Source organism: Acinetobacter sp. P1(2023), from assembly GCF_028367635.1.
GTDB classification, from domain to species: domain Bacteria; phylum Pseudomonadota; class Gammaproteobacteria; order Pseudomonadales; family Moraxellaceae; genus Acinetobacter; species Acinetobacter pittii_E.
Window position 1 is genome coordinate 21,115 of the sequence record NZ_JAQNDD010000016.1, and the last position, 12,288, is coordinate 33,402.

Here is a 12,288-nt window from a genome sequence, read left to right on the forward strand (position 1 = left end):
TGAGGTGAAGTGAGCCTATAAGCCGGGTTCTGTCGAGGATGGTCATTCCTCTAGGCGTACAATCACTCATACGCTCAAGCGACCTACCCGAATCCAGTACGGGCCGTACCTCAGGATTCCTATTTGGTCTTGCTTCTGGTGGGGTTTACCATGCCGTGAACTGTTACCAGACACGCGGTGCGCTCTTACCGCACCCTTTCACCCTTACCTCACGAATGAGGCGGTCTACTCTCTGCTGCACTTTCCGTCGGCTTTCACCGCCCAGGCGTTACCTGGCACCCTGCCCTATGAAGCCCGGACTTTCCTCCCCTGCTTCAGTCACGAAGACCTCCACAGCAGCGACCATCCAGCTCACTTCAGGGGCGCATATTAACAAATTTATTTACTAATTGCTTGTGCTTTTTTGAGCAATTAATTTTTTATATTTGTCGAATAGCTCATCTTCCGTTTCCACATGCTGCGGATCCTTAGGAATACAGTCCACTGGACAAAATAACTGACACTGCGGCTGGTCATGATGACCAACGCATTCAGTGCATAAATCCGGATGAATTTCGTAAATCACTTCACCCATGAAAATAGCTTCATTTGGGCAAACTGGTTCACAAACATCACAGTTTATGCATTCATCGGTAATATATAGCGACACGTTACCAACCTTGTTGATGTTTACGTTCAAAGGCCTCAACCACAGCTTGCGGAACAAACTTGGTTACATCCCCTTTTAAACGAGCAATTTCCCGAATCAATGTCGAAGAAATAAATGAATACTGCTCAGATGGTGTTAAAAATACTGCTTCAAAATGTGGGTCAAGTTGACGGTTCATATTGGCAAGTTGAAATTCATATTCAAAATCAGAAACTGCTCTTAAACCACGAAGTACTGCTGTTGCCTTTTGCTCTTTGAAAAAATTAACGAGCAAACCATCAAAACCAACAAATTCAACATTTGATAAATGGCTTAATGAAGTTTGGGCCAGTTCAACTCTCTCTTCTAAACTGAACAAAGGGTTTTTATGATGTCCAATTGCAATTGCTACTACCACCTCATCAAACATTCTTGATGCTCTAGTAACTAAATCAACGTGTCCATTCGTGATGGGGTCAAATGTTCCAGGATAAATTACACGCGTTTTAGACATCCGCTAGTACTCTAATTGTATTGTGAACCTATTTTAGCAAAAGTTATACATGAGGCGAAATATTGACGTGCAGGAAAAACTTCACCTTAGCATCAGTTTACGGCACAATAGGGGCAATTGTGGAAGTTTGAATTATGGCGAAAGCAACAGTAGTAAAGAAACATAATGGCGGAACCATCGCACAAAATAAACGTGCCCGTCATGATTATTTTATCGAAGAAAAATTTGAAGCTGGTATGTCTTTACTCGGCTGGGAAGTAAAGTCTTTACGTGCTGGTCGCATGAGTTTGACAGAAAGTTATGTCATTTTTAAGAATGGTGAAGCGTTTTTATTTGGTGCACAAATTCAACCGCTCCTTTCTGCATCTACTCATGTAGTACCTGAAGCTACACGTACACGTAAATTATTATTATCACGCCGAGAACTAGAAAAGCTAACAGGTTCAGTGAACCAAAAAGGTTACTCATGTGTTCCTTTAGCATGTTATTGGAAAGGTCACTTGGTTAAACTTGAAATTGCTCTGGTGAAAGGTAAACAGCTTCATGACAAACGTGCGACTGAAAAAGATCGCGATTGGCAACGTGATAAAGCTCGTATATTTCATAAGTAATTAAATAAAAAGCCTCTTCTTTAGAGGCTTTTTTACATCGTAAAGTTTATTAATTTAATCTATATAAAAGACCAGCAATATACTCGCCAAACCATTTTGCAGTATCTAAATCGCCTTGTGGAGGAGTAATTTCAACAGGCGCATTATCTGACTGTGTCATTAAACCTAAACAACTCGATAATCTGTTTAAATCTTTTTCACCATGACCTGTCGTCATTAAAGGCAAACCAGACCAAAGCATGCCATGTTGCATCGCAAAAATATTTAACTGTTGTAATACCGCGAGTTTATCGCCACTTAACCCGCCTGAATTTGCAAATCCAGCTGCAAGCTTGCCTTGCCATAAACGCTCTTTCCAACGTTTAGACGTACTGTCCATAAACTTTTTAAAGTCAGCAGTCATGCTTCCCATATAAGTAGGCGAGCCAAAAATAATACCATTCGATGCATCAAGCGCATCCCAATCAATATGTTCAATATTCATTAGATGTACTTTTACCCCCATCACCTCTGCACCAGCAGCAATAGCAGCAGCTACCTTCGCGGTATGACCATATGGACTGTGGTAAACAATAGAGAGATGTTTTTCAGGCAAAGACATAAGATTAAAATTTTGAGCGATTTTTTCTATTTTATCATTTTATTAGTGCTTGCTAAACCTTCATCTATAAATATGGAATACAAGCCTTTCGCTAGCACACACTATAAAAATATTTTTAAATTAAATAAAAAACTCTCTTATTTTTAGCGGATATAAAAATAAGAGAGTTTTTAGAATAGTTCTTAAAACTTACATAAAAACAAACGTAGCCATACGCCCAGTCTTCGCTTCGCGACGATAAGAAAAATATTCATTACTCTGTTGATAAGAGCACTGATCCCCACCTAAGACTCGTTGCACACCTAAACGTTGCAAAATAAAGCGTGCAATGGCATATAAATCTGCATGAAACTTATTGGGACCCGCACCCTCAACAAAAGCTGTTTCCAACTCTGGATATTTATCACAAAAGGCAGCTTTTACTTCGACTCCAATTTCAAAACAAGGTTGACTGATTGCAGCTCCTAACCATGCCCAAGTTGGAGGATTTTGCATAGCCGTAACTGTATTTTCAATAATACCACCAGCTAAACCACGCCAACCCGCATGCAAATTAGCGACTTCGGTACCTTCAGCATTACCTAACACGACAGGTAAGCAATCGGCTGTCATCATCATTAAAGCATGACCTTTCGTTTGAGTAACTAAACCATCCCCAATTAAAGCTTTAAAAGGAATTTGTTCATTAACAGTATGGCAAATCGTACTGTGCGTTTGAGTCATCCATGTCATTTTTTTAACACCGAATTTCGCAAACTCATCTAACAATATCATTCGATGTTGTTGAACACGTTGTGCCTCATCTTTGACATGTAAAGCCAAATTAAAGCCAGATAACTCAACCTGATCTGTTGGCAATGCCAAAGGATGCTGAATACGTGTCTGCCCTACAAATACGCCTTGAGGTAAACCTTGAACAAATTCCATATGCACGTCCTTAATATGCAGCGTTTTCTGAACGTAACACATTCACTAAATGTGTAAAGTCTTCAGGCCACGGCGCTTCAAACAGCATTTCTTCACCAGTACGAGGATGTTTTAAGCCTAATTTAGCTGCGTGCAATGCTTGACGTTTAAAACCGCGTAAAGTTTCAATCAGTAATTCAGATGCACCAGCTGGCACACGCACACGATTCATATAAACCTGATCACCAATCAAACCGTAACCAATATAACTAAAATGCACACGAATCTGATGTGTTCGACCTGTTTCAAGGCGCGCTTGTACACGGGTAAAATCTTTAAAACGTTCTTTTACATTGTAGTGAGTTACTGCATCTCGCCCACCTGGTAAAATTGCCATTTTCACACGATCTACGGGGTGACGTTTGATTGGTTCATCAATCGTACCGCCAGCAATAATATTTCCATAAACAACCAAGTCATATACACGGTAAACCGATTTATTCGCCAATTGTTTACTTAAAGAAAATTGAGCCTCTAATGTTTTAGCAACAACCAGTAAACCACTGGTATCTTTATCAATACGATGCACCAAACCAGCACGCGAAAGTTCTGCCAATTTTGGAGCATGGTAAAGCAAAGCATTCACTAAAGTTCCAGAACTATTGCCTGCTCCTGGATGTACCACCATGCCTACTGGTTTATTAATAACTAAAATATCATCGTCTTCATAGACAATATTAAGTGGAATATTTTCAGGTTGACTCGTTGTCTGAGCTTCAAGCTCTACTTCGAGCGTAAGCAACTCAGTTCCTTCACAACGGTGCTTAGGCTTGACGATGTTACCATTCACCAACAGATGGCCATCCTTCAACCATTGCTTGAGCTTTTCACGTGAAAACTCGCTCCACACCAAGGCTGCTACTTGGTCGATACGTTGTCCCAGATAGGTTTCATCTAGCTGAACTTGCAACGATAAACGTGTTGCAGTTGTATCAGAAGTATGGTTATCTGCATCCTCAGAATCTTCAAGTAAATTGAAGTCGGTTTCAGAGAAGTTTGTGTTTGAAGATTGTGCTGAAGTCATTTGATCATTGAGATAAAAGTGGTTTAATAGCGCAATTGTAGCTCATTGCCCAACATAACAGAGGAGTTTTTATGTCGCTACCACGTTATAAAATTACGATGCTTGCCTTATCTTTAGGTGTAGCGTCTGCATTTGTGGGCTGTAGCAGCAATCCAAGTAAAAAAGAAGTGGTCGATACTGGCCCTCAATCTAGTGAACAAGCTTACTTCGAAAAAGCCCAAAAGTCGCTTGACCGCGGTCAATATCTTGATGCGACCAAGTCTTTAGAGGCAATCGATACCTATTATCCGACTGGACAATACGCACAACAAGCACAACTTGAACTTCTATATTCGAAATTTAAACAAAAAGATTATGAAGGCGCGATTGCCTTAGCAGAACGTTTTATTCGTTTAAATCCTCAACATCCAAATGTGGATTATGCTTATTATGTTCGTGCTGTTGCCAATATGGAGCAAAACTACGACAGTTTGATGCGCTATACCTCTTTGCAACAGTCACATCGTGATGTGAGTTATTTAAAAGTTGCGTATCAAAACTTTGTTGATTTAATTCGCCGTTTCCCAAGCAGCCAATATTCTGTTGATGCTGCTCAGCGTATGAAATTCATTGGGCAAGAACTTGCTGAAAATGAAATGACTGCTGCTCGCTTCAACGTTAAACGTAAAGCTTGGATCGCCGCTGCGGAACGTTCACAATGGGTGATTGAACACTACCCACAAACGCCTCAAGTTCCAGAAGCGTTAGCGACTTTGGCATATAGCTATGACAAATTAGGTGATAAAGCGACTTCACAACAATATATTGAAGTTTTAAAGCTTAATTACCCAAGCCTTGTGAAAAAAGACGGCACAGTTAACATGCGTGCTGCCCGTAAAGAAGGCAACTGGATTAACCGTGCAACCTTGGGTATTTTCGGTCGTGAATCAACTGCTGCAACACCAGAGACCACAACTGAAGCAGAAGCTCCAAAACGTGGTTTCCTCAATCGTGTTAGCTTTGGTTTAATTGGCAATTCAGATAAAGAAGAAGCTGAAGCACCAGAACAAAAACCTGTAGAAGCGCCTAAGTCTGAACGTAGTTGGACAAACCGTTTAAGCTTCGGCCTATTAGACAAACCTGAGCAACAAGCAGCAGAAAATACAACTGTTGCTCCAGCTGTAACCTCTACTGAGGCTTCAACTGATGTGCAATCAGATGAAGCAACTCAAGATGCGGATGATGCTGCTCAATAAGTTTAAGCTTTAAAAAACATCAACAAACAGGCAAGTGATATCACTTGCCTGTTTGTTTTTATAAAATATTAAAATATTTATTGGGCATATCTCGATTCATCATGTCAGAATATTCTGACTTACTGTCTCATCAAGTTTTAATACGGTTATCTGAATTATGGCAATTCCACAACATACGATTGATCAAATTCTAGATCGCACAGATATTGTCGATCTGATTGGTCAACGTGTGAAACTGAAAAAGACCGGACGTACATATTCCGGCTGTTGCCCATTTCATCAAGAAAAAACACCATCGTTCCATGTCTACCGTGACAAGCAGTATTATCACTGCTTTGGTTGTCAAGCTAACGGGAATGCAATCCGTTTTCTCATGGATATCGATAACCGAAACTTTATAGAGGTAATGAAAGAATTATCGAGTAGTACTGGAATTGAATTACCCAAAGATAATACTGAAAATAAAAAACTCTCTTATACCCGTCAGGTTACCAAGCCACCTGTTGCTAAAACAAATACGGCTGAGCCTGTAACTTCACAGCAGCCATCAGATGAAAGCTACAACACGCTTGAACCAGTATTTTTCGATGACCCTTTTGCTCAGTTCGAACAGCCGTTTAGCTTTGATGAACCAGTTCAAGAAGGTAATTTATATGACTTACTGGAAAATGTTGCTCAGTTCTATGAACAACAATTACCTCATAGCCAAAAGGCAAAAAATTACTTTAAACAGCGTGGATTAACCAATCAGACGATTCAATTTTGGCGTTTAGGCTATGCTCCAGAAGACTGGCAACACCTAGAGAAAGCCTTTCCCTATGACATTGACGGCCTAAAACAACTTGGGCTTATCCGCTCGAGCGATAATGGGCGTGATTTTGACCTATTACGTGACCGCGTTATTTTCCCAATTCGCGACCCTAAAGGTCGAGTCGTTGGTTTTGGTGGGCGTGCATTAAATGATGAAATCAAACCCAAATATATTAACTCACCGGACTCAGAAGTCTTTCACAAAAATCAGCTACTTTATGGGCTTTATGAAGGTAGAAAGCTTAAATCTAGCGATTGGTTAATGGTCGAAGGTTATATGGATGTCATTGCGCTTCAGCAATATGGCATTACAGGAGCTGTAGCAACTTTAGGGACTGCAAGTAATACAGAACATCTTAATATTCTATTTAAACAAAATAGCCGCATTACCATTGCTTTTGATGGTGATGCAGCAGGTCAAAAAGCAGCGCGCAGAACTTTAGAAATTGCGTTACCACTTCTTAATGATGGCCGTGAACTTAAATTTTTTGTTCTACCGAATGATCATGACCCCGACTCTCTGATCCGTCGAGAAGGGCTCGAAAATTTCCAAAAACTATTACAACAGTCCCCTCTTTTGTCAGATTTCGTGTTTGCGCACTTAACAGGTCAACACGATATTAGTACACCTGAAGGGAAAAGTTTAGTCATGGGAGAACTCAGAGAGTTGACTGAACTCTTACCTAAACAAGGTTCGTTCCGTTACTTACTTACTCAATCTTTCCGTGAAAAACTCGGACTTGGTAAACGTTTTACCCCACAAATCAGTCACGATGCTTCGCTCTCATTTAACATTCATACAAAAGATGAAGACTTTGCGATAGCAATTTTAATGCATCATCCTTTTCTTTATATTCATTTTGAAGGATTACGGGCCTATATTCACCAAGATGAATTATTGGCTAAAGTACTGGCTATCTTAAATCGTATTTTTGATGATTTACCAGATGATCAAGAGCTGGCAACTTATTATGTGCTTGGTGCTTGTAGTAGTTACTGTCATGAAATTGCCGATATTATGCAAAGAACAAATATTCAAGCATTAACACAGGCTCCTGAGGTAGCTGACAAGTTAGCCAAAGAATATTCATTAAGTCTGCAAGAAAGATATTTACGTCAAAAACTTAAATCGCCGATTTCTTTAATTGAATCAAGAAATCTAAGACAACAACTCAATGAATTAACAAAACAAATTAGCTTAAAGCTGTTGTCTTAATGTTTTGGTTTACGCTCATGATCAAAGACATCCTGTAAATGCTGTTGTAGCCATTCAAAATAATCAGGATTTTCTGCTTTAGCAGCTTCACGTAGCAATATCGATGTAGGATGCATAAGTTTTTGCGTCAAACGGTGGGCAAATTGCTGTAATACCTGTTCAGCATTCTCACCATGATGCAAAGCTTCTAATGCATGCGTAAGCTCTTGTTGACTAATCTCTTCACTGTGTTGGCGATAAGCATGAATGGTACTACCAGCCTCTTTAACCTTTTGATGAGTAATAAGCTGAGTCGCTAATTGATTCACCATCACTTCCGCTTCAACTGCCGCCTGACGACGTTGAGCGAGGTTCTCATCAATCACACTTTGTAAATCATCCACACCATACAAATAGACCCCATCAAGTGCTTCAACTTTAGGATCTATATCACGTGGCACGGCTAAATCAACCATCAACATTTGTTGATAGCGACGTTTTTTTAATGCGGTCTTAACATCAGAATAAGCAATAACTTGGTATAAACTACCGGTACAGCTCGACACAACATCAGCACGATATAAATTCTCTGCTAATGCTGAAAACTCAATAATTTCAACTTCAACCTGATGTGCAATTTCCTGGGCCAATTGGTCAGCGCGCTCACGGCTACGATTACAAATAATAATCTTCGCAACACCCATTTCAGCCAAATGTTTAGCCACCAAGCTATTCATTTCACCAGCAGCAACCACCATTACGGTAAGTTTTTCAGGCTTACTAAAAACCTGTAAAGCCAGTTGTGCAACCGCATAACCCATTGAAACAGCATGACTACCTACCGCAGTTTCGGAACGTACACGTTTAGCAGCATAAAAAGCATATTCAAAAACACTGTTCAATTCAGGAGAGACCGTTTGGGCTTCTTTAGACAATGCTAAAGCACTTTTAACTTGCCCTAAAATTTGCGGCTCACCTAGCATAAGAGAGTCTAGACCACTCGCTACTCGCATTAAATGTGTAATTGCCTGCGTATTCTCGTAACGATAAACATGATGAATTAACTGCTTTACATCAATATTATTGGCATCGGCTAACCATTTTAGAAGGCTTTCGGCGTTTTCAGCCATGGCATAAACTTCTGTACGGTTACAGGTCGAGACGACCACCAAATCCTTTAGGTTTTGGTGATAGCGTTGTTCGGCAAGCAAACGACTTAATCGCTCTGCATTGAAAGCAATTTGTTCGCGGAGTTCTACAGAAGCTGTTTGATGGTTGACACCCAATGCAAAGAAAGACATATCAGATCATCATTTCGCTAAATTTATGCTATTGTGCAACATCGGTGTCATAAAAAGCATTACTTTGGATCAATAAAAATTGCGTCAAATGAATAGCCGTATTAATTTTAACGGTGCTTCGATAAGACAGTATTCTACCACATTCTTGTTGTTAGGTAGCATGTCCTCATATGTCTATGCGCGTCCTGTGCAAGAGACCTATGCCGTGCATTCGTTTGATCAGGCATTAGAGCAATCCATGGTCGCTGAATTTGCGCTAGCTTATGACGATATTCCAAACGCTTTGCACAATTACACAGTGCTTGCAATTAAAAGCAACTCTACCTCAATTAAGCAGCGAGCTTTAGACGTTGCACTTGAATACAATGATTTACAAGCTGCGTTAAATATTGCTACACATTGGGTCGCTCAAGAACCCAAAGATGTACCTGCTTTATTCTATTTGTCACATATTGCTTTAAAAACACACGAATATCAGCTTGCTGCTGAGACATTAGATAAAATTTTAAAGATAGATCCCACTGCTGATCTAGAACAGATTTTAGCCAGCATTGCCCCAGAAAATGCACAAGATCGAGAGGTCTTATTAACAGCTTTACGCTCGAGCGCAGAAAAAGCCAATCCTTCTATCTTAGCGCTCATCGCCAATTTAGAAGCACAAAATGGTCAATTACAAACTGCGCTAACCAACATTAACAAAGCCTTACGCCGACGTCCTAAAGTAACCAGCTTTATTTTAATGAAAGCAAACCTACTTATCGCTCTTAGTGATCAAGAAGGTGCTCTTAAATGGTATGCAAAATCAAGCCGTAAAAATAAGAAAAATTTAGATATTCGTTTAGCTGAAATCCGCTATCTCATACAAATTAACCAATCTGAGCTTGCGTTAGAAAAACTTGAAAAAATTATAGAAACTCACCCTCAAGCTGAAGAAGCCTTATTTATTGCAGGTTTAACGAGTATTGATTTAAAGCAATATGACAAAGCAGAACAATATCTTGTTGACCTACGCAACTCGGCTAAATACCAAAATGAAGCGTATTACTACTTAGCGATTAATGCAGAACGTAAACAGCATTATGAAACTGCAAAAGCTTACTATCGTTTAGTTGATGGTAGTTTATACGTGGTATCAAGACGCAATCTGATTGCAATATATGATAAACAAGAAAATTTACACGATGCTTTACGGTTCCTTACTCAAGAACGAGTAAATTATCCCCAACATGCAAGTTTTTTATATCAAGCCCAAGCTGAAATCTTAAAGAAAATGGGCAATAAAAAAGCTGCATTAAATTTATTAGATGAAGCTATAAAAAACTTACCGGATGATCCAGAACTGATTTATGCGGAAGTTTTATTACTTGATCCATATACAGACCGCGACAAACTCGACAAAACATTAAAGCAATTATTACAGCTTGAGCCTAACAGCCCAACGTATCTAAACGCATATGCTTATACCTTAGCTCTACAAAACCGTAGGTTAAAAGAAGCACGTCAATATGCTGAACAAGCTTTAGAATACGCACCTGAACAAGCCTCAATCCTTGATACGCTAGGCTATATTGCATTTTTACAGAATGATTATGAAGCTGCGGCGGAAGCCTTAGGCAAAGCCTATGAACTTAGCCATAATATAAATATCGGCGTTCGTTATGCTAAAGCTTTGTATATGCAAGGGTCACTCACTCAATTTAGCGCAGTGTTACAACAACTGAAACAAAAACATGCCAATGATCCACAATTACAACAGCTTGATGCGTTAATTTTACCTACATCTGCAAAAAAGAGTTAAATATATGAGCAAATTTGCCCAACTGTGCACAGCGATCTGTGGATCAAGTGTATTATTTCTAACCGGTTGTCAGCATTTTACTCAACCTAAACCTGCGGTTACCCAACAAGTCCAAGACGAAAAACATTTTAATTTACAAGGTAAAATTGGAGTTCGTACACCACAGCAAACTGGTAGTGCTTTTTTTACTTGGCTTCAACAGCAAGATAATTTTGATATCGAGTTAAGCGGTATTTTAGGCGTTGGAAAAACTCAAATTCAGGGTAAACCAGGCGAAGTCACTTTAAATAGTGCTAAAACAGGGCTTATTACAGCTGCCTCTCCAGAAGAACTTTTAGAGCGAGCAACTGGTTGGCAAGCACCGATTACGCATTTAACGAGTTGGATTTTGGCAAAACCCGCAACATTAAATGCGCAAGTTGCCAAAGATGCTGCAAATCGAGTGAGTCAACTCATTGAAGATGGCTGGACCGTGAATTTCAGTTATGAGGGCGAACAAACTTTGCCAAACAAACTGGTTTTAAAGCAAGCTCTTGCTGAAGATAAAGAAAACCGTATTACAATGGTCATCCAAAACCGCTAAGTCTAATTATATAAATCTATGATTCGAGTTCCTTCCCCTGCTAAGCTCAACCTGTTTTTACATATTACAGGCCGACGCGAAAATGGTTACCATGAGCTACAAACCATTTTCCAACTTATTGATTTATATGATTGGATGACATTTACGCCTACTTCAAATGAAGAAATCGAAATTGATGGGTTGAGTGAAGTTCGACCTGAAGAAAATTTGATTTATCGGGCAGCTCAAATATTAAAGCCACATGCAAAAAAGTTTTGTGGTTTAGACATCAAAATTGAAAAAAATATTCCAATGGGCGCGGGTCTAGGCGGTGGTTCATCCAATGCTGCCACCACGCTTATTGTGTTAAATCAATTATGGGAATGTGGCCTGAACCAAGAACAACTTGCGGACTACGGTGTAAAGCTCGGTGCTGATGTTCCTATTTTTATTTATGGTAAAAATGCATGGGCTGAAGGCATCGGCGAACATTTATCATTCATAGACTTAGATCAAAAACAGTTCATTATTTTAAAACCTGATTGTTTTATCAGCACTCAATTGCTTTTTTCACAAAAAACATTGACAAGAGACTCTAAGACCACTAAATTTTGCGCCTATCAGTTAGAGCCTTCTAATTTTGGAAATAACTTTGAGCCACTGGCTCGGCAGTTATACCCTGAAGTAGAAGAAGCAATGCAATATTTAGATCAGTTTGGTCAAGCAAAGCTTACAGGTACAGGTGCTTGTGTTTTTACTGAAGTAACGAATGAAATGAATATTGATGAAATTCTTAAGCATTCGCCATGTAAATCTTACTTGGTAAATAGTTTAAAAGAATCTCCTCTTAATCATTTTAAGGTTACACGTTAGGGGCGTCGCCAAGTGGTAAGGCACCGGGTTTTGATCTCGGCATCCGTTGGTTCGAATCCAGCCGCCCCTGCCAACCTCACCTGTAATGATGATTATATTAGGGGCGTCGCCAAGTGGTAAGGCACCGGGTTTTGATCTCGGCATCCGTTGGTTCGAATCCAGCCGCCCCT

The 12,288-nt window shown here is 39.7% G+C and carries 12 protein-coding genes, 2 tRNA genes and 1 other RNA gene; 8 read left to right on the plus strand and 7 right to left on the minus strand.

The window, feature by feature from the left end:
• Positions 1-2 precede the first annotated feature (2 nt).
• The 3 genes from rnpB to coaD all read right to left on the minus strand — a co-directional run bounded on the left by rnpB (position 3) and on the right by coaD (position 1,142).
• An RNA gene (rnpB, locus tag POD11_RS17140) (RNase P RNA component class A) lies at positions 3-358 on the minus strand.
• A gap of 27 nt (positions 359-385) precedes the next feature.
• The gene (locus POD11_RS17145) at positions 386-649 is read right to left on the minus strand and encodes a YfhL family 4Fe-4S dicluster ferredoxin (RefSeq protein WP_005070936.1); all 264 of its coding nucleotides are present in this window, start codon (positions 647-649) and stop codon (positions 386-388) included.
• A gap of 1 nt (position 650) precedes the next feature.
• The gene (gene coaD / locus POD11_RS17150) at positions 651-1,142 is read right to left on the minus strand and encodes a pantetheine-phosphate adenylyltransferase (protein WP_005070938.1); all 492 of its coding nucleotides are present in this window, start codon (positions 1,140-1,142) and stop codon (positions 651-653) included.
• Positions 1,143-1,276: 134 nt separating this feature from the next.
• Here coaD and smpB point away from each other — a divergent pair, with 134 nt between their 5' ends.
• Entirely contained in the window at positions 1,277-1,753 is a 477-nt protein-coding gene (gene smpB / locus POD11_RS17155; protein WP_002120348.1) for an SsrA-binding protein SmpB, read from the plus strand.
• Positions 1,754-1,802: 49 nt separating this feature from the next.
• On the opposite strand, the gene POD11_RS17160 is transcribed toward smpB, so the two are convergent.
• The 3 genes from POD11_RS17160 to rluD form a co-directional block, all read right to left on the minus strand.
• On the minus strand, positions 1,803-2,354 hold the full coding sequence (locus POD11_RS17160) for a flavodoxin family protein (RefSeq protein ID WP_262458079.1): 552 nt from the start codon (positions 2,352-2,354) through the stop codon (positions 1,803-1,805).
• Positions 2,355-2,543: 189 nt separating this feature from the next.
• Positions 2,544-3,281, minus strand: a complete 738-nt coding sequence (gene pgeF, locus POD11_RS17165) for a peptidoglycan editing factor PgeF (RefSeq protein ID WP_262458080.1) — start codon at positions 3,279-3,281, stop codon at positions 2,544-2,546.
• A 10-nt stretch (positions 3,282-3,291) separates the two neighbouring features.
• Positions 3,292-4,344, minus strand: a complete 1,053-nt coding sequence (gene rluD / locus POD11_RS17170; protein WP_016142026.1) for a 23S rRNA pseudouridine(1911/1915/1917) synthase RluD — start codon at positions 4,342-4,344, stop codon at positions 3,292-3,294.
• Between the two features lie 71 nt (positions 4,345-4,415).
• On the opposite strand from rluD, the gene POD11_RS17175 reads away from it, so the two are divergent.
• Together POD11_RS17175 and POD11_RS17180 are read left to right on the plus strand one after the other, a co-directional pair.
• Complete coding sequence (locus POD11_RS17175; protein ID WP_262458081.1) at positions 4,416-5,579, plus strand: outer membrane protein assembly factor BamD; 1,164 nt, start codon at positions 4,416-4,418, stop codon at positions 5,577-5,579.
• A 157-nt stretch (positions 5,580-5,736) separates the two neighbouring features.
• Complete coding sequence (locus POD11_RS17180; RefSeq protein ID WP_016144503.1) at positions 5,737-7,605, plus strand: DNA primase; 1,869 nt, start codon at positions 5,737-5,739, stop codon at positions 7,603-7,605.
• Here POD11_RS17180 and hemA read toward each other — a convergent pair.
• Positions 7,602-8,885, minus strand: a complete 1,284-nt coding sequence (hemA, locus tag POD11_RS17185; protein WP_262458082.1) for a glutamyl-tRNA reductase — start codon at positions 8,883-8,885, stop codon at positions 7,602-7,604. The genes POD11_RS17180 and hemA overlap by 4 nt on opposite strands.
• Positions 8,886-8,973: 88 nt before the next feature.
• Between hemA and POD11_RS17190 the strand changes: the two genes are divergently transcribed.
• The 5 genes from POD11_RS17190 to POD11_RS17210 all read left to right on the plus strand — a co-directional run bounded on the left by POD11_RS17190 (position 8,974) and on the right by POD11_RS17210 (position 12,288).
• The gene (locus tag POD11_RS17190; RefSeq protein ID WP_016142030.1) at positions 8,974-10,683 is read left to right on the plus strand and encodes a tetratricopeptide repeat protein; all 1,710 of its coding nucleotides are present in this window, start codon (positions 8,974-8,976) and stop codon (positions 10,681-10,683) included.
• A gap of 4 nt (positions 10,684-10,687) precedes the next feature.
• The gene (gene lolB, locus POD11_RS17195) at positions 10,688-11,266 is read left to right on the plus strand and encodes a lipoprotein insertase outer membrane protein LolB (RefSeq protein WP_262458083.1); all 579 of its coding nucleotides are present in this window, start codon (positions 10,688-10,690) and stop codon (positions 11,264-11,266) included.
• 18 nt (positions 11,267-11,284) lie between these two features.
• Entirely contained in the window at positions 11,285-12,118 is an 834-nt protein-coding gene (gene ispE / locus POD11_RS17200; RefSeq protein ID WP_239967516.1) for a 4-(cytidine 5'-diphospho)-2-C-methyl-D-erythritol kinase, read from the plus strand.
• Positions 12,117-12,191 (plus strand) — tRNA-Gln (locus POD11_RS17205). The genes ispE and POD11_RS17205 overlap by 2 nt, the downstream gene beginning before the upstream one ends.
• A 26-nt stretch (positions 12,192-12,217) precedes the next feature.
• Positions 12,218-12,288: transfer RNA gene (locus POD11_RS17210), tRNA-Gln, on the plus strand.